17 protein-coding genes and 1 pseudogene are annotated in these 17,734 nt (G+C 55.1%); 3 read left to right on the plus strand and 15 right to left on the minus strand.

The features are described 5' to 3' along the window. Nucleotides 1–36: 36 nt before the first annotated feature. The 14 genes and pseudogenes from GQE98_RS09405 to GQE98_RS09470 all read right to left on the minus strand — a co-directional run bounded on the left by GQE98_RS09405 (nt 37) and on the right by GQE98_RS09470 (nt 12,630). The gene (locus GQE98_RS09405; RefSeq protein WP_161316255.1) at nt 37–681 is read right to left on the minus strand and encodes a protein-L-isoaspartate(D-aspartate) O-methyltransferase; all 645 of its coding nucleotides are present in this window, start codon (nt 679–681) and stop codon (nt 37–39) included. Continuing rightward, on the minus strand, nt 681–1,439 hold the full coding sequence (gene surE / locus GQE98_RS09410) for a 5'/3'-nucleotidase SurE (protein WP_202526211.1): 759 nt from the start codon (nt 1,437–1,439) through the stop codon (nt 681–683). Before surE ends, GQE98_RS09405 begins: the two co-directional genes overlap by 1 nt. 22 nt (nt 1,440–1,461) lie before the next feature. After that, nucleotides 1,462–2,736: a serine--tRNA ligase gene (gene serS / locus GQE98_RS09415; protein ID WP_161315394.1), complete on the minus strand. Its 1,275-nt coding sequence runs from the start codon at nt 2,734–2,736 to the stop codon at nt 1,462–1,464. Nucleotides 2,737–2,874: 138 nt separating this feature from the next. Beyond that, nucleotides 2,875–3,747, minus strand: coding sequence for a twin-arginine translocase subunit TatC (gene tatC / locus GQE98_RS09420; protein WP_343044186.1), 873 nt, complete (start codon nt 3,745–3,747; stop codon nt 2,875–2,877). Beyond that, nucleotides 3,744–4,211 carry a Sec-independent protein translocase protein TatB gene (tatB, locus tag GQE98_RS09425; RefSeq protein ID WP_161315395.1) on the minus strand — a complete coding sequence of 156 codons (468 nt, stop codon included), beginning with the start codon at nt 4,209–4,211 and terminating at the stop codon, nt 3,744–3,746. The genes tatC and tatB overlap by 4 nt, the downstream gene beginning before the upstream one ends. A gap of 122 nt (nt 4,212–4,333) precedes the next feature. After that, nucleotides 4,334–4,498, minus strand: a pseudogene (tatA, locus tag GQE98_RS09430) (twin-arginine translocase TatA/TatE family subunit); the annotation flags it as partial. 148 nt (nt 4,499–4,646) lie between these two features. Next, complete coding sequence (locus tag GQE98_RS09435) at nt 4,647–5,732, minus strand: ABC transporter ATP-binding protein (protein WP_161315397.1); 1,086 nt, start codon at nt 5,730–5,732, stop codon at nt 4,647–4,649. Next, nucleotides 5,732–7,378, minus strand: coding sequence for an ABC transporter permease (locus tag GQE98_RS09440; protein ID WP_161315398.1), 1,647 nt, complete (start codon nt 7,376–7,378; stop codon nt 5,732–5,734). The genes GQE98_RS09435 and GQE98_RS09440 overlap by 1 nt, the downstream gene beginning before the upstream one ends. Nucleotides 7,379–7,581: 203 nt before the next feature. Beyond that, nucleotides 7,582–8,184 (minus strand): SMC-Scp complex subunit ScpB, encoded by a 603-nt coding sequence (gene scpB / locus GQE98_RS09445; RefSeq protein WP_161315399.1) that lies wholly within the window; start codon nt 8,182–8,184, stop codon nt 7,582–7,584. After that, nucleotides 8,181–8,975, minus strand: a complete 795-nt coding sequence (locus tag GQE98_RS09450) for a segregation and condensation protein A (protein ID WP_343044187.1) — start codon at nt 8,973–8,975, stop codon at nt 8,181–8,183. The genes scpB and GQE98_RS09450 overlap by 4 nt, the downstream gene beginning before the upstream one ends. A 49-nt stretch (nt 8,976–9,024) precedes the next feature. After that, nucleotides 9,025–9,711: a site-2 protease family protein gene (locus GQE98_RS09455; protein WP_161315400.1), complete on the minus strand. Its 687-nt coding sequence runs from the start codon at nt 9,709–9,711 to the stop codon at nt 9,025–9,027. Further along, nucleotides 9,711–10,751 carry a beta-N-acetylhexosaminidase gene (nagZ, locus tag GQE98_RS09460; protein ID WP_161315401.1) on the minus strand — a complete coding sequence of 347 codons (1,041 nt, stop codon included), beginning with the start codon at nt 10,749–10,751 and terminating at the stop codon, nt 9,711–9,713. The genes GQE98_RS09455 and nagZ overlap by 1 nt, the downstream gene beginning before the upstream one ends. Further along, on the minus strand, nt 10,738–11,604 hold the full coding sequence (locus GQE98_RS18440; protein WP_161315402.1) for an SPOR domain-containing protein: 867 nt from the start codon (nt 11,602–11,604) through the stop codon (nt 10,738–10,740). Before GQE98_RS18440 ends, nagZ begins: the two co-directional genes overlap by 14 nt. Next, entirely contained in the window at nt 11,605–12,630 is a 1,026-nt protein-coding gene (locus GQE98_RS09470) for a DALR anticodon-binding domain-containing protein (RefSeq protein WP_161315403.1), read from the minus strand. Between the two features lie 120 nt (nt 12,631–12,750). On the opposite strand from GQE98_RS09470, the gene erpA reads away from it, so the two are divergent. Together erpA and xth are read left to right on the plus strand one after the other, a co-directional pair. Then, nucleotides 12,751–13,101 (plus strand): iron-sulfur cluster insertion protein ErpA, encoded by a 351-nt coding sequence (gene erpA, locus GQE98_RS09475; RefSeq protein ID WP_161315404.1) that lies wholly within the window; start codon nt 12,751–12,753, stop codon nt 13,099–13,101. Nucleotides 13,102–13,170: 69 nt separating this feature from the next. Further along, on the plus strand, nt 13,171–13,938 hold the full coding sequence (gene xth / locus GQE98_RS09480; protein WP_161316259.1) for an exodeoxyribonuclease III: 768 nt from the start codon (nt 13,171–13,173) through the stop codon (nt 13,936–13,938). Between the two features lie 81 nt (nt 13,939–14,019). On the opposite strand, the gene ilvD is transcribed toward xth, so the two are convergent. Beyond that, the gene (ilvD, locus tag GQE98_RS09485; RefSeq protein ID WP_161315405.1) at nt 14,020–15,873 is read right to left on the minus strand and encodes a dihydroxy-acid dehydratase; all 1,854 of its coding nucleotides are present in this window, start codon (nt 15,871–15,873) and stop codon (nt 14,020–14,022) included. A gap of 187 nt (nt 15,874–16,060) precedes the next feature. Between ilvD and GQE98_RS09490 the strand changes: the two genes are divergently transcribed. Further along, entirely contained in the window at nt 16,061–17,722 is a 1,662-nt protein-coding gene (locus GQE98_RS09490) for an OmpA family protein (protein WP_161315406.1), read from the plus strand. Nucleotides 17,723–17,734 lie beyond the last annotated feature (12 nt).

Genomic DNA, 17,734 nt, shown 5'->3' on the forward strand with positions numbered 1-17,734 from the left:
CAACAAATTTAAGCACATACAATATGTAGTGTTAAATTAAGACTCTTCAGCAACCCCTTGAACCATTGGTACGAATCGTACAGGCAACATGACCTCCTCGGAGACATTGCCGTCTTTATCCTTGGTCAAGCGCAAGATATGCTGGTCGGCGGAATCCTTCCCCACCGGCAGCACCATGATCCCGTCAGGGCCGAGTTGATCGAGCAATGCCTCAGGCACTGTCTCGGCGGCCGCCGTCACGATAATCCGATCAAACGGTGCCTGCTCGGGCCAGCCTTTGTAGCCGTCCCCCAGCCGGGTCGTGATGTTGGTGATTTTCAGTTCCTCAAAGGCCGCCTCTGCCTGTTCTAGCAGATTACGGAACCGCTCAATCGAGTAGACCCGACGGCATAGCCGAGCAAGAATAGCCGTCTGGTATCCTGACCCGGTGCCGATTTCCAGCACCTTGCGCCGTTTGTCCAGATTGAGCATCTGGGTCATATAAGCGACCACATAAGGCTGGCTGATAGTCTGTCCACTGGCGATGGGAAGGGCGATATTCTCATATGCCCGGTCCCGGAAGGTCTTGGGAACAAAAGCGTCGCGCGGCACCCGCTCAATCGCCGAGAGGACTTCAGTGTTGCTGATCCCCTGCCGGCGAAGCTCCATTATCAGGCGGATTTTCTGGGCAGGATTATCAATCACGCAAATGCCTTCTTTATCGTGTCCGCCAGCGCCACTTTCGTCAGGTTGAGCTTAAGGGGCGTAATGGATACCCGTCCGTTCGCAACCGACCATAAATCCGTTCCCTTCGGCGGATCACCGAAAGAAGGACGATAGCCAAGCCAGAAATATTCCCGCCCGCGCGCATCTACCCGGTCATCGATGGACAGGTTGGAGAGGTCACGCTTGCCTTGCTCCGTCACATCGATGCCTTTTACCTGCACTTTAGGCAATGCCGGAAAGTTCAGGTTGATCAGGACGTCGGGGCCCCATTCGAAATCGAGTAGCTTGCGAATGATGTCCGGCGCCAGCGCTTCTGCCGTGTCCCAATGGAAGGTGCTCCCGTCGGGGGCCATGCACTGGCTGAGCGCAATAGACGGCACACCGAGCAGGCATCCCTCACTTGCCGCCGCGACCGTTCCGGAATAGAGCACGTCTTCACCAAGATTGCCGCCGCGATTGACACCGGAGAGGATCAGGTCGGGCCGCTTATCCTTGAACAGGTGATTCATCGCCATCATGACGCAGTCCGTGGGCGTTCCTTCAACGGAATATTCCCGGTCGCTATATTTGTTTATCCGGAGGGGATCATGCAGGGTAAGCGAACGCGAAGCGCCGCTTTGCTCCTTCTCCGGGGCCACCACATAAATGTCATCGGAAAGCGCAGCGGCAATGCGCCGAAGTGTTTCCATCCCGGGCGCGTTATACCCGTCATCATTACTGAGTAGAATTCGCAAATTACTAATCCTTTTGTACTGCTTATTTTGCGCGGATTTCAGTGACGCCGCCCATATAGGGCACCAGTGCCTCCGGGATCAGGATTGATCCATCCGCCTGTTGATAATTTTCCATTACGGCAATAAGTGTCCGCCCGACCGCCAGGCCGGATCCATTGAGGGTATGCACAAACTGCGTTCCCTTCTCCCCCTCGGGACGGAAGCGTGCCTTCATTCGGCGGGCCTGGAAATCCCCACAGTTGGAGCAACTCGAAATCTCGCGATAGCTGTCCTGCCCCGGCAGCCAGACCTCAATATCATAGGTCTTGCGCGCGCCGAACCCGGTATCGCCACTGCACAGCACGACAACGCGATACGGCAGGCCAAGCCGTTTTAGAATATCTTCTGCACAGGCGGTCATCCGCTCATGCTCCGCATCGGATTGCTCCGGCGTGGTGATGGAGACCATCTCGACCTTCGCAAACTGGTGCTGGCGCAACATGCCGGCGGTATCTTTGCCTGCTGAGCCCGCCTCGGAGCGGAAGCAGAGCGTATGGGCAGTAAAACGCCTCGGTAGTTCCTCCTCGCTGAGGATGCTTTCCCGAACGAGGTTGGTAAGTGGCACTTCCGCCGTCGGGATCATATATTGATCCTCCGACGTCTTGTAGAGGTCTTCCTCGAATTTCGGGAGCTGGCCAGTGCCGAACAGGCTGTCGCCGCGCACCATCACCGGCGGGGAGACTTCCAGATAACCCTTTTCCAGCGTATGCACATCGACCATAAAGGCCGCCAGCGCCCGTTCCAGCCGGGCAATCTGGCCACTGGTAACGACAAAGCGCGAGCCGGAGAGTTTTGCTGCCGTCTCGAAATCCATCATGCCGAGGGCTTCGCCCAGTTCATAATGCTCTTTCGGCTTGAAATCGAATACCCGGATATCGCCGACACGGCGCAGCTCGACATTGTCGTCCTCGCTTGCGCCATCCGGCACATCGTCCCGCATGATATTCGGAAGAACAGAGAGCGCCGTATCCAGTTCCGCCTGCAACTCGCGTTCGCGCGCCTCAAGGTCCTGCGCGGCGCCTTTAAGATCCGCAACCTCACGGATCAGCGCATCCGCATCCCCACCGGATGCCTTCGCCTTGCCGATTTCCTTCGCAGCCGCATTCCGGCGGGCCTGCACTTCCTGCATGTCGGTCTGGATTTTCCGCTTGTCCGCATCCAGCGTGAGCAGCCCCTCGGACTGTGGTGGCAGACCACGCCGCGCCATTGCGGCATCAAAAACTTCCGGGTTTTCCCTGATCCATTTTAAATCGAGCATAAGAACGTCATTTCGGTATTGAAGGATGGATGTCCTGTGTATAAGGGCCGGGCCGCCCGACGTCCAGAGGGCTTTACACAGTCTTTTGAATTTATGTCAAAAAATGTTGTGGCCAGCCCACAGAAGACGCGAAAATAATCAATCCTCGTCTTCAAGGGCCTCACGCTCCTCGCGCTTCTTCTCCACCATCCGCACGCTGACAATTGAGATGCCGTACAGGATAATGATCGGTATCGCGAGGGTAATCTGGCTCAAGGGGTCCGGCGGCGTCAGGATTGCCGCCGCAATGAAGGCGAAGACAACCGAATATTTGAATTTTGCCTTCAACCCGGCAGATGACACAATCCCGACCCGCCCCAATAGCGTCAAGAGAACCGGCAGCTGAAAGCAAAGGCCGAACGCAAAAATCAATTTCATGGACAGGCTTAGATACTCACTAACCCGTGTCTCCGATTGGATCGGCAGCGCCATGGGCTCCGCCGGTGTCGGCAGGTAATTCACCATGTTTGGAAATTCAGTGATTAACGCAGTAAAGGCTCTCGAGTAAAGGCTTCCTTGCCCACTGCTTTCAAAGCTCAGCAGGAATTTCCAGGCCAACGGCATAACGATTTCGTATGCCAGCGCGCCACCGAGGAAAAACAGGATCGGCGTCACGACCAGAAAGGGCAGAAACGCCTTCTTCTCATTCTTGTAAAGTCCCGGTGCCACAAATATCCAGATCTGCGTCGCGATGATCGGGAAGGCAATAAAAAGGGCCACAAAAAAAGCGATCTTGATATAAGTAAAGAACGCTTCATGCAGCCCGGTGAAGATCATCCGGCGCCCCTCAATATCATCGCCCATCGCCTCCACCAGAGGCCGGACGAGAAAGGCGAAAAGATCCTCGGAGACGATATAACACAGGATAAAGGCGACCAGAAGCGCAACGACCGAGTAAACCAGCCGGTTGCGAAACTCGATTAAATGCTCCATCAGCGGAGCCTTGTGCTCGTCAATCTCGGTATCGTTCACGACGCTTTGGTTTCCGATTTTTGCTCAGGGGGAACATCCGCTGTCTTCACGGCTGCACCTGGTGCAGGATTTTTCGCTGGGATATCGGCTTTTTCAGACGTACCGTCCCCCTCACTGCTTTTCTGGGGAGGTGCGGAATAGTTGTTGGCACTGTCGCGCGGGTCCCGGATCTGCGGCTTGATGTCGTTAAACATGTCCTTGTTGGATCCGTCTGGGTCAACAGCGTCTTCAATCTGTTTCTTGATATTAAAATCCGTCCCCTTCTGAATATCCTTCTTGATATCGTCAAGTTCCGTCTCGCGGGCGAGATCATCGATACCGGATTGAAATTCCCGCGCCATGGAACGGGCTTTGCGGACATACTTCCCGATTGTCGAGATTGCACGCGGCAGGTCTTTTGGCCCGATGACCAACACCGCGATCACCAGCACAAATGCCATTTCCGTCCAGCCAATATCAAACATGGCTAATCATTTCATCCAGATTGAAGGGTTTCACGAATTCAAACGCGACATACTTAGCCTTGAGCAGTCTTGTCTTTGCTCTCGGCCTTGTCATTATTGCTGGCAGACTCAAGCACTTCCGTCTTGTCTTCCTCTGCCGTTTCCGACTTATCGTCTTCATTCATGCCTTTTTTGAAATTCTTGATGCCCTTCGCCAGATCACCAGCGACGCGAGGCAACTTGCCCGCACCAAAAATAATGAGCACGATGACAAGAATTAGTATAATTTGCCACGGACCAATACTCATGTTTTATGCTCCTGTTCTCATCTCGAGAATATCTTAAATTGTGCATCTACCGCAGAGGTTTAAAAAGACGCTATATCAGGACTTTCTTACAGAACTCTGCCAATCTTCCTAAACTTTATATAAAGGTCTATAGGCGTTTATACGACAATTAATTTATGTTTGATATGGGTTTATCGACGTATTGCGCTTTTCCGGGCCCTGAAAAAATAAAAACGCCGCTCAAGTTCAGCGATAGGGAACGTTTTTCGCCTACCTTTGGCTGATAGAAGGACCCGACACGCGCTGTCACCCTAAACCCGCTCTCGAAGACAATATCAATCAGGCAGTAAGCACCAAGATTGCGTGACAACACCACCTCACCTGTCGGAGCCCTGGGATCAACGATCGGTAAAAAGCGGATTGCTTCCGGGCGCACCAGAATTTCCGTAATTGTCTCGTCCTTTAACGAGGATTCTACCAGTATCTCCCCGAGTTCCGTCTCCAAAACATCCCCGTTCCGATGCGCCGGCACCCGGTTCACCTCTCCCAGGAAAGACGCGACAAACTCATTGACGGGATTGTTGTAGAGCGCGCCCGCGCTTCCCTGTTGCACAATCCGCCCCTCCCGCATCAACACAATTTCATCGGCCATGCGCATGGCCTCTTCCGGATCATGGGTGACCATCAGCACTGTCGTTCCCATCTCCTTCAACAGAGCCAGGGTTTCGTCCCTCACCCTGTTTCGCAACACCACGTCAAGACCGGAAAAAGGTTCATCCATCAGGATGATGCGCGGGCTAGGCGCAAGGGCCCGGGCAAGCGCCACGCGCTGCTGTTCACCGCCGGAGAGCATATGCGGGTATTTTCGGGCCGACGGCGCCATCCCGACAGTTTCAAGCATCGCCCGCGCCCTTGCCCGCCGTTCTTCCACGCCAAGATGCGAAAGGCCGAAGGCCACGTTATCCTCGACCGTGAGATGCGGGAACAGCGCATAGTCCTGAAACATCAGCCCGACGCGGCGATCCTCCGGCCCAACGAAAACCCGGTCATTAGCCATCACCTCGCCCTGGATACTGATTTCCCCGGCAAGCGGGCTTTCAAGCCCCGCCGCAAGACGCAATGTTGTTGATTTGCCGCAGCCCGAGGGACCCAACAGGCAGACCAGCTTGCCCGCGCCAACTTCCAGATACTCGATATCGACGGAATTCTCCCCGTCATATTGGTGGCGAACATTCCTGAAAACCAGATTACTCATCAATAATCGTTTCTCGCTTGTGAGTTTTGCCCAGGACGGGATTTGGCAATCGCCCGGCTCAAGACAACGACCGGAAGAATACCGACAATGACAATCGCGAGTGAGGGCCCGGCCGCATCCGCCAATCGCTCATCGCTCGCCATTTCATAGGCACGGATGGCCAGTGTGTCAAAGCCAAATGGTCGGAGCACAAGGGTCGCAGGTAACTCCTTCATGACATCGACAAAGACAAGAAGAACCGCCGTCATCAGGCTGCCGGAGACAATCGGGATATGTACACGGACCAGTTTTCCAAGGCCGGTGATACCCAGCGTGCGGGCGGCCCGGTCCATATTCGGGGTGACCGTGTCGACCCCGGCCTCCACCGTGTTCAGGGAAATCGCCAGGAATCGCACAATATAGGCAAACAGCAAGGCAACCATGGTACCGCTCAGGATAAGACCAGTCGAAATGCCGAATGCTGCCCTCATCCAGTGATCGACCGTATTATCGATAAAACCGAAGGGCAGCATGATCCCTACGGCGAGAACCGGCCCCGGCACCGCATAGCCCATGGAGGCAATGCGCAAGGCCCCTTGTTCCATTCGCGACGGTCCCCGACTATCCCGGCGCAGGCCATATATAAGAATCATCGCCAGGAAGAGCGACAGGCTCGACGCGATCAACGCGACCGTCACGCTATTCAGAACCAGACGCGGAAACTGGGCGTTAAAGATCACATCCATTTCCGAAACACTGTCTTTTATCAACCATCCTGTCGGCAGCAGAAAACCAAAAATAATCGGCAGAGCACAGGCCAGCATTGCGAGTCCCTGACGGTTTTTACTTAAGGAATAGCGGGTAATTTTTTGATATCGGCCGGTCGTATGATGATATTTACGTTTTCCGCGGTTGAACCGTTCGATCAGGATAAGAGTGAAGACAAACACCATCAGGATCGCCGCAAGCTGCGCTGCCGCCGCTGGCTCACCAAGCCCAAGCCAGGTTCTGTAAATACCGGTGGTGAAGGTATCGACTGCGAAGTAGTCGACGGTGCCAAAATCGCTCAATGTTTCCATCAGGGCCAGCGCAAGGCCGGTAACAATCGCCGGGCGGGCCAGTGGCAGTGCAATGGAAATAAAGCCGCGCCACGGCCCTCGCCCAAGCGTCCGGCCAACTTCAAGCGCGCATATGGACTGCTCCAGAAAGGCGGTACGACTTACCAGGTAGACATAAGGATAAAGAACGAGACCGAGCATGACAATCACGCCGCCCAAACTGCGGATTGCGGGAAACCAGTAATCCGCCCGGGACCAGCCGAAAGTCTCCCGTAAAGCCGTTTGAAGCGGCCCGGCGAAATCCAGCATGCCGGTATAAGTATAGGCGATAATATAGGCGGGCATGGCGAGCGGCAGGAACAGGGCCCAGGAAAAGATCCGCCGCCCCGGGAACTCGCACATGGTCACCAGCCAGGCTGTCCCTACCCCGATCACCAGAACAAGCGCGGCAACGCCAAGCGTCATCACCAGCGTGTTATAAAGATAGAGAGGAAGAACCGTGCTGGCGAGATGGGCCCAGATATCCTGCGCCGGCACGAAGATATAGCCCAGAACCACCAGAACCGGTATCGAGAGAACCAACGCAATCAACAGCACAAAGGCTGTCATTGGAGACGCACTCTTGCGCCACCGCCCCCTTGTTGCAAGGGGCTGCTGATTTTCAAACTCCAGTGCGGCCAAAAAAGTTCCTCAATCCAGTGTGCCCGAAACGGCGTTCATACCGCGATCCGCCCTATCGGTAAATAATAATCATTTGCAATGTCAATTAAAAGTCTGATTTGAGCGGCAATTCGCCGCGGCGCACGAAGAAGTTAAAATTCCTTCTCTTCCTCGTCTTCGAGGGCGTCTTCTTCTGTTTGGGCAAGATCATTGAAAATCCCGGTGGGTTCCGTGCTGAGCAGGCCAGCGGCTTTCATCTCGTCAAATCCTGGCAGATCCTTAATATCATCAAGGCCGAAATGAATAAGGAAGTCTTCTGTCACGCCATAGGTGACGGGCCGGCCCGGTGTCCGGCGGCGGCCACGCGGGCGAATCCAGCCCGCATCGAACAATACATCCATGGTCCCGCGACTGAGTCCCACCCCGCGGATTTCCTCGATTTCAGCGCGGGTCGCAGGTTGGTGATAGGCAATAATCGCGAGGGTTTCCAGTGCTGCGCGGCTGAGACGCCGAGTGGTCTCCCGCTCCTCTTCCAGTAACCAGGAAAGGTCCGGCGCGGTCAGGAAGGTCCATTTACCCGCGAGCCGGGCAAGGTTCACGCCCTTATGGCGGTATTGCTCCTCTATGGTGGAGAGAATGGCAGGGATATCGGCCCCCTCGGGCAATCGTTCAGCCAAGACGGCCTCATCCAGCGGCTCTTTTGAGGCAAAAAGCAAGGCTTCCGCCATTCTGACATGCTCAGGATCCAGACTCATTGTCCGCTCTTCCTCTTCTTCACCTGTATTGGTCCGAATGTCGCGCCCTGACGAAGCTCGAGCTGTCCTTCCTTTGCCATCTGCAGGCTCGCAAGCAATGTCGATGCCTGGGCCGAACGGCGGCTGAACGGGTCAGAGATATTTTCCGGCAAATAGGCCATCAGGTCCGTCCATTCCGGCAGGGTTCCGAGCATCTTTTCAAGCCGATCAAGCGCTGCCTCTACTGAGAAGACGGCATCGCGCATCAGCCGGAGCGGATTGATAATTCCCTTTCGCTCTTTCTGCGCGGCATAGGCCTGCAAGAGTTCGCGCAAGGTACATTCATATTTCGAATGCCGGGTAATACGGATGGCTTCCGGGCGGCCGCGTTGCAGCCGGTCACGCCCGACAACCGTCCCGTTCATCAGCTTCTCCGCCGCCTCGCGCATCGCTTCCAGTTTTTTCAGCAAAAACGCGAGCCGGTCCGCGAGTTCCTCCCCGCTCGGGCCGTCATCTTCTTCGGCCGGGAGCAACAGACGCGATTTCAGATAGGCGAGCCAGGCCGCCATCACCAGATAGTCCGCCGCCACCTCAAGACGCAGGGCGCGGGCCTGCTCGATAAAGGCGAGATACTGCTCCGCCAGCTGCAGGATGGAGATTTTAAGGAGATCGACCTTCTGGTCCCGCGCGAGCACCAGCAAAACATCCAACGGCCCTTCATAGCCGTCAAGATCTACCAGAAGGGCTTGGGAGGTAAGCGGAATAACCTCGGTGTTTTTCTGCCCCGCGTCGTCGAAGGACCCCTTATCCACGGTGCGTTGCCTCGTATGCTTCTCGTGACCATGTCAACATCACAAAAGCCTAGCCCAGACCCGCCAGATTGGCAATCAGATTGACCACATAGCTGATGGGTCCTGTGAACAGCCAGTTCAGCAGATCAACCTCCATGCCAAGTTGGCGCGTGATCATGGGAAGGATGAAAATCACCCCGATCAGTATAAAGAACCCATAGCGTTCCAGCCGGGCAAGTGGCAAGGCAAGTCTATCCGGAAGAATGCCAACGGCCACCCGCCCGCCGTCCAGCGGCGGCAGCGGAAGCAGGTTAAAAACACCCAATACGACATTGAGAATAATACCGTTTTTGCAATTAAGGGCGAACCATTGAGCCATCTCCCCCGGGAACAGCGGCAAAAGATGAAAGCCGAGTGCAAAAAGGAAGGCGAGCAGGAAATTCATGCCCGGCCCGGCCAGCGCCACCCAGATCATGTCGCGGCGTGGATTGCCGAGGCGGCCGAAATTGACCGGCACCGGCTTGGCATAGCCAAACAGGAATGGCGCCTTGATCAGCAGCAGGAATCCGGGGATGATAATCGTGCCCATCGGGTCGATATGCTTGAACGGGTTAAAGGTCACCCGTCCCAGCCGCTTCGCCGTATCATCGCCCAGTTTCCAGGCAACGAAACCATGCGCGGCCTCATGCAGGGTGATGGCCGAAAGGGCCGGAACCAACCAGACAGAAATCTGGTAAACTATATTGCCAATATCCATTACGCGGCATCCCCGCTCAACAGCTCCGTTAGCCGCACTTGGTCCGCATCGCGGTCCCATTTACCCGGCGGATGATCAAACACGCGATTGCCGCGGTCGATCCGCGCCTGCGCTTCTTCCCCTAGCAGCGGGCAGACGGCCGCCACTTCCTGCATCTCAGCGAGAACGCCCGAGCAATGAAGAACGATATCCACACCAGCCGCCAATGCAGCCGTTGCCCTCTCGGCAAGGCCGCCCGAAAGTGCCTCCATATTGAGGTCATCGGTTAGCAATAATCCGCTAAAGCCAATCTCCCCGCGGATTACATCTTCAACAATGGTCCTGGACTGGGTCGCTGGTTGATCTGGATCGATATCGTCAAAAACGATATGACTTGTCATCCCCCAGGGCAGCATGGAAAGCGCCTTGAAGGGCGCAAAATCAGTTTCCTGCAAGACATTGTGGGGCGTCGGAACATGGGGCAAGGCGAGATGGCTGTCGACTGTTGCCCGGCCATGGCCCGGAATGTGCTTGATGACCGGGATTATGCCCGCCGTCAGCATTTCCTCCACTACCACCGCGCCGAACCGCGCAACAATTTCCGGATCGCCCGCGAAAGCGCGATTTCCGATAGCATCGACAGTTTCCGGGAGCCGGAGGTCAAGGCAGGGCGAACAATTGACGGTGATCCCCGCCTCCCTCAGGTCCGAGTTGATCAAGCGCGTTGTGAGCCGCAGCGCCTCAATGGCGCGCTCCGGTTCTGTTTCATAGAGATCCCCGAAATAGCCGAAGGGCTTTGCCTCAAACCAGTGGGGGCTGCGCAGGCGTTGCACCCGGCCACCCTCCTGATCGATCAGGACAGGCGCATCGGGGCGCCCGACCGCGCTGCGCAAGGATTTGACAAGTTTCTTGAGCTGCTTCGGTGTCTCAACATTCCGGGCAAAGAGGATAAAGCCGAAAGGCTGCTCCGCCTTGAAGAATTTCTTCTCCGCCGCCGAGAGCTTGGTTCCCTCACATCCAAAAATGACAGACTTGCAGTTGGATAAATCAACCGCTGACAACGAGACAATCCTGCTTCTGCGCCTTCAGATCGCTACATAGCTTGTTTGCACTATCACGACTGCCATATGCACCAAGCTGCAACCGGAAATAGGTACCCTTGTCCTCAACCGCGACATTCTCCACACGATAGCTGAGGCCGGAGAGAAGCGATTCGAATTTGGAGGAGAGCATCGACCATTGTTTCTCTGCCGCATCAGAAGACCGGAAAGAACCGACCTGTACCCGGTACATTGGCCCGCTTGTTTTGGGCGCATCCACTGCCTTGGGAGTGGGCACTGCCGCGACTTCAACCTTTTTCTCGACAGGCTTTGGCTCGACTTTCTCGGCCACCTCCGCAGGCTTTTCAATCGCCACCACGGCATTATCGTTCACAGCCGCCGTTTCAGTGGCCTCTGACTTGCTTGTCGGCGCTTCCTTCGTTGCTTTCTCAATAAGGGTTTCAAGTTTGTTTTCATCCGCCGCTTTTTCGACATCACTCACGGCCGTTTCCGGCGCCGTTTCAACCGCCTCGTCTCTTGTGGCATCCTCCGGTGGCGGCATCAGCTTTTCGACCTTTTCGGACGCCTCCTCCGATTGAAGCACATTAAAAACCTGCTTATCCTGATTGGGTATTTCCATCCCGCCCGGATCCTCGGGCTTGATTTTTACAGGTGTGGTGTCAGCGCTGATGATCGGAGGGGCAAGCTGGACACCCTTTTTCACGCCTTGGTCATAGGCATACCAGATGCCAATGCCGAAACCGCCAACTATCAGGAGGGCGAGAATGCCGCCAATCCATTTTCGGCGGCTTACACGGGGCTCATCCTCGCCATCATAGAAGTCATCGTCCAGATAATCATCTTCGCCAGTCACTTAACCGTACTCCTTTACAGAATCGACGCCGAGAAGTGTGACGCCGCCGATTATAATTGTCTCAAGGGCAACCAGCAGAACATGCCGTGCCGACCGTTCCGCCCGTGTCGTCAGGTAACCTGACGATATAGGATGGACCCTCTCAACGAGTTTGAAAAATAGCAAGGAAAGCTCCTGGAGGAAAGAGGCGAGATAAAAACAATCCCGCTTCAACACAGTGCGCTCAAGCGCTAGCGGCCAGTCGTTCATACGCCGCGCCAACGCCACCTCTTCAGGTAATTTCAAAACCGACATATCCACCCCCTCGCCCAACTCGGATTTCGCCTCTTCCATCGCCGTCATGAACCGCGCGAGCATCAACCGCGCATAGGGAATGGCGAAAACAGGATTATCGTAGCTCTTGTCTATGGCTAAAATAGGGCTGAACGCATCAATAAAGCCCGGCGGATTGGCGATCAGGGCGAACTTTAACTTCGCCTCTGTGCATCGTGCAATGGCAGAAGGTAGAGGGAATCCGGTTGCCTCCCTCTCCGGCTGGACGCCCCGGTCCCATTCAGCGCCGATCAGCGTGGCAATCCGTCCCAATATCTCGGCATTCATCTTTTGACGGTAACTGAAGAGATCATTTACCTCCGCCGGAACAGGACCATCGATTTTTTCGACCGCCATCCCTTCAGTCCCGAATTCCGCTCCTTCACCCTTAACCAGTAAAATATTTTTTAACCAGTATTTATTGTTATATATGAGATTGATATAGCCATTTTTCTCCAACCGAACATCGGCAATCCCTTCCAGCTTTTTAAACGCGAAAGCAAGGCTATCCGACGCTTCTTTAGAATCTATGTTCTTATTTGATTTCAATATAATAGAAGAATTTGTTGAGAGGTCACCCCAACTACGTTCCCTGGGAGGGCGCAGAATAATTTCCTGCCGCACTGCCTCCTGCGCCTGACGATCCGGCAGTCCAATCCCCTCAAGGGCGGCGTCAAGAGCCCTTCGGGCATGAGTTATATAGCTGATAGACATAAAATGCGGTACTTTTCCGGGGCGATCAATTGACAAACAGGCATATGATTAATACATCATTTGCTATATAGTCTCTATAACGGAGGTGAAATGCCTTTGTCATTTGGGAATTAAAGATAAATGTCTGTCATGGATACAATAGAACCGCCCGTCAAACTGTCAGAATCGGCGGCTGATCGAATAAATGCCATTGTCGAGGAAATGAACTCCGACAAGAAGATGTTGCGTGTTGCGGTGAATGGCGGCGGTTGCTCTGGTTTTCAGTACAGTTTCGATCTTGAGGATACGCAAAACCCGGACGATGTGGCGGTCATCAACAAGGGCGCGACCCTGCTTGTGGACCAGCTGTCCCTGATGTATCTCGCCGGGTCGGAAATTGATTTCGTTGAGGACATGATCGGTGCGTCCTTCCAGATCAAGAACCCGAACGCGACGGCGTCCTGCTCCTGTGGATCATCATTTGCCATTTGATTGACGCGGCAAAGATGTTAGAAAAAAGGCCCGGTTTTCGCCGGGCTTTTGTTTTATGTGAGGGGTGACATGAAGATAGCCAGCTGGAACGTCAATTCGGTGAAAGCGCGCCTGCCGCGGCTTGTCGACTACCTGAAGGATTACGCCCCCGATGTGCTCTGCCTGCAGGAACTGAAAGTCATCGACGACAATTTCCCGCGGCTGGAGGTCGAGGAACTGGGCTATAATGTCGAGACCCATGGCCAGAAGACCTATAACGGGGTGGCGATCCTCTCCAAACACCCAATCGAGGATGTGATGCGCGGCCTGCCGGGCGATGATGCGGACGAACAGGCCCGCTATATCGAGGCGACAGTAGGCAATGTCCGCATCGCTTCCATCTACCTGCCGAACGGCAACCCGACGGACACGGAAAAGTTTCCCTATAAGCTTGGATGGATGGACCGGCTGATCACCCGCGGGAAACACCTCCTCACACTGGAGGAACCGACGGTGCTTGCGGGCGACTATAATGTTATTCCGCAGGATGAAGATTGCTACGACCCGAAAGCCTGGGAAGGTGATGCCCTCACCCGCATTGAGAGCCGCAACCGCTTCCGCCAGCTTCTTAATTTTGGCTACACCGATGCTTATCGCGCCTTCACGCCGGATGTGAACTACACCTATTGGGATTATCAACGGGGGGCGTGGCAAAAGGATCACGGCATCCGCATCGACCATCTCCTCCTCTCGCCGCAGGCGACCGACCGGATGACGGAAGTCGGTATCGACAAGGGCCCGCGCGGCCAGGAAAAACCCTCCGATCATACACCGATCTGGGTCGATCTCGCGGATTAGCGCTTCTGCTGCCTTTCCTCCTCTATGCATAAAAAAGCCCGCCGGGGATGCCGGCGGGCTTTTTCGTTGATTGAAGCTGGCTTAGCGCTTGAGCTGGCTCACGTCGCGGACAGCGCCACGGGCGGCGCTGGTGGTCAGCGCGGCATAGGCACGAAGGGCTTGGGAGACTTTCCGGGCGCGCGGTTTTGTTGGCGCCCAGCCCTTGGCCCCCTTCGCATCCATCTTGATCCGGCGGTCGGCCAGTTCATCATCGGAAATACGCAAGCTTATGGTCCGGTTCGGGATGTCGATATCGATGATATCCCCTTCCTCCACCAGGCCGATCGCCCCGCCTTCCGCCGCTTCCGGGGAAGCATGACCGATGGACAGACCGGAGGTGCCGCCAGAGAAACGTCCGTCCGTCAGCAGCGCACATTCCTTACCGAGGCCCTTCGACTTCAGGTAGGAGGTCGGGTACAGCATTTCCTGCATTCCGGGGCCGCCCTTCGGTCCCTCATAAACAATCACGACCACGTCTCCGGCCACGACCTTGTCACCGAGAATGGCCTCGACCGCGGCGTCCTGACTTTCGAACAGGCGTGCCGGGCCGGAAAACTTGAGAATGCTCTCATCAACGCCGGCCGTCTTGACGATACACCCATCCAGCGCAATGTTCCCGTAGAGAACGGCAAGCCCGCCGTCCTGCGAGTAAGCATGTTCCTTGGACCGAATACAGCCATTTTCCCGGTCTGTATCCAGGCTCGGATAGCGCTTGGACTGGCTGAATGCCTCCGTCGTGCGCACCCCGCCAGGGCCGGCGCGATAAAATTCCTGCACCGTATTGCTGCGGGTCTGGGTGACGTCCCAAAGCTCGATCGCTTCGGCCATGCTCGGTGAATGTACCGTCGGTACGTCCGTGTGTAGAAGCTCCGCCCGGGACAGTTCCCCCAGCAGGGCCATGATGCCGCCAGCCCGATGTACATCCTCCATATGGTAGTTCTGCGTACTTGGCGCGACCTTGCACAGGTTCGGTATACCGCGGCTCAAGCGATCAATGTCTTGCATGGTGAAATCAATTTCGCCTTCCTGCGCGGCAGCAAGGAGATGGAGCACCGTATTTGTCGAGCCGCCCATGGCAATATCAAGCGACATGGCATTCTCGAACGCGTTGAACGACGCGATCTCCCGTGGCAATAGGCCCGCCTCGTCCATTTCATAATGACGGCGGGTGATATCAACAATGGTCCGCGCCGCATCGAGGAAGAGCTGCTTCCGATCCGCATGGGTCGCCAGCATACTGCCGTTTCCGGGCAGCGCGAGGCCGAGTGCCTCAGTCAGGCAGTTCATGGAGTTGGCGGTAAACATGCCGGAACAGGACCCGCAGGTCGGACAGGCGGAGCGTTCGACTTCCGCGACCTGCTCATCGGTAACGTTAGGATCTCCCGCCTGGATCATCGCATCAATCAGGTCGAGGCCGATTTCCTTGCCATCGGCCATGCCCTTGCCGGCCTCCATCGGGCCACCGGAGACGAACACCGTCGGGATGTTGAGCCGCATCGCCGCCATCAGCATGCCCGGCGTGATCTTGTCGCAGTTGGAAATGCAGACCAGCGCGTCCGCGCAATGGCCATTGACCATATATTCCACCGCGTCGGCAATCACCTCGCGCGAGGGCAGGCTGTAGAGCATGCCGTCATGGCCCATGGCGATGCCATCATCGACGGCAATGGTATTGAATTCCTTGGCGACACCGCCGCATTTCTCGATTTCCCGCGCGACCATCTGGCCAAGATCCTTCAGATGCACATGGCCGGGGACAAATTGCGTGAAACTGTTGGCAATCGCGATAATCGGCTTTTCAAAATCGCCGTCTTTCATGCCGGTGGCCCGCCAGAGCGCCCGCGCGCCAGCCATGTTACGTCCCTGCGTGGTGGTTCTTGATCGATATTGGGGCATATTCTTCTCTTTCGTGAAAACTATAGCCTCTAGTTAATACGATCCGGGAGCAAGGACAAGCGCAAGGCAGGTTTTCCCAAGGCCCAGATGAATTTTTTCGCATAAATACACGTAATACTTGTTAATAATGTTTTACTTACTATTTATAGGTTTATTTATCTCTTATTAAAACTAGAGGCATCAAACCATGCAATGTGAAGGAATAACGCGCGCCGGGCGGCGCTGTCGAAACAAAGCCCTGGATGATGAAATCTTCTGTGAGGTGCATCTGAGAGTAAACCGCACCTATAACCTGGCCCTGCTGGTCCCGTTCCTGACCACGCTGGTGCTATGCTATTTCTTTTTGTTCGGCCTGTTTTTCGAAACGCTGCATTACGGTGTTTTTGACCTGCAGTATCTGAAATATGCGGGCCTTGAAGACTTTTTTATCAGCGCGCTCAGAAATGGCGGCATGTTGATAGTCATCGTTTTGAAGGTCTGGATCTTCTATACGATCATTCTCGCTGTACTCTTCGGGGTCTGGCTTCTGGTCAAAATCACGATGACCACGTCACATAAACATATGAAACCTCGCCAGCGGCTCAAGATTATCAGTCTCAGCCTCGGTATTTTTGTGCTCAACGTCCTGCATATGTTCGTGTTTCTTCTGCCCAAACGCAACCGGAAGAACCCGTCGCAAATCCTCATCGGGCGGGAGCATCTCGCGCTCTCGCTTCATCGCCACAAAAAGACGCTATCCCCCGCCGTTGGCCCGGACCCGGCAGAAATCGCGCGGAATATCTATCAACGGTTTCTGGCCATCAGCACCTTTAATAACCATCGTTTTTCTGTAACAATCCTGATGCTCGGTTTCGCCTCCACCGGCTCCATCCTGTATGCCGGGCATGAAGCCCGCGACCTGCGCAAATGTATTATTATGGTTGCTGACAAGAAAATCGTCCCTGCAGCGCAGGAAACGCCGAAGCTCTTTCCCGGGTTGAACATTTCAAACCTCTGCCATAGCGATCTTGCGGAACTACAGGAAGATGTGAACGTTCCGGAAAAATTCCGGAAAAGCCTGTCGAGTTTTTTCAACTTTCCGGTGGTCCAGTTAAAGAAAGGAGATAATTCGGAAACGTTGCTCTATCTCGGCTCTACTTCCCGTTATGAGCTTTTCTTTAACGGCAGCACCCGCCTGCCCTTCGCTGTCCCGCTGGAAAACCTTGGCCCTCTTTACAGCGAAGAGCATACGGAAAAGGATGGACAACTGTCCGGCCTTGAAAACAGGATCGGCACAATTGAGAACCTCGCTCGCGAGAACAATGAGAATATCAGCGCCCTCAACACTTCGACGAAGCAACGAGAAGAGCTGAATACGGATAGCCTGAACCAAAAACTGAGCGTATTGGAGCGTAACGCCGCAAGATCAAAGGCAGCGCTGACAAAACTGGAAGAGGGTCTTAATCGCGTCAGCTTTGCGCTCACCAAGGTGGAGTTTGACTACACCAATCAGGTTACGGCAAGGATCCCGGATTATTGCTGGGATCTCTCGCCACAAATGATCGTTACCTTTGGCGTGGGGTCAACCCATATCACCGGTAAGGAATCCGTCAGCTTGATCAGCAAGCTTGCCTCGGACTACAGGGAGGCCGGTAGCCAGCTTATTGTTATTTCGGGGCATTCCGACCCAAGCGGATCAAAATTTGATAACTATCGCTTGTCCCGCCAACGCGCGGCGGCCGTCACTGACTTGATGATGGACGCCGGCCTCGACAAGACCGCCCTGCATATGATCGGTCGCGGGGAGGACAACAGCGAAAACCTGCCACAACGGCGTGTCGAGATCCGGGATTGTTCGCGGCGGGAATAATCCCGCCGCAAC

Origin of the sequence: Sneathiella litorea (assembly GCF_009882915.1) — a bacterium.
Classification (GTDB): Bacteria; Pseudomonadota; Alphaproteobacteria; order Sneathiellales; family Sneathiellaceae; genus Sneathiella; species Sneathiella litorea.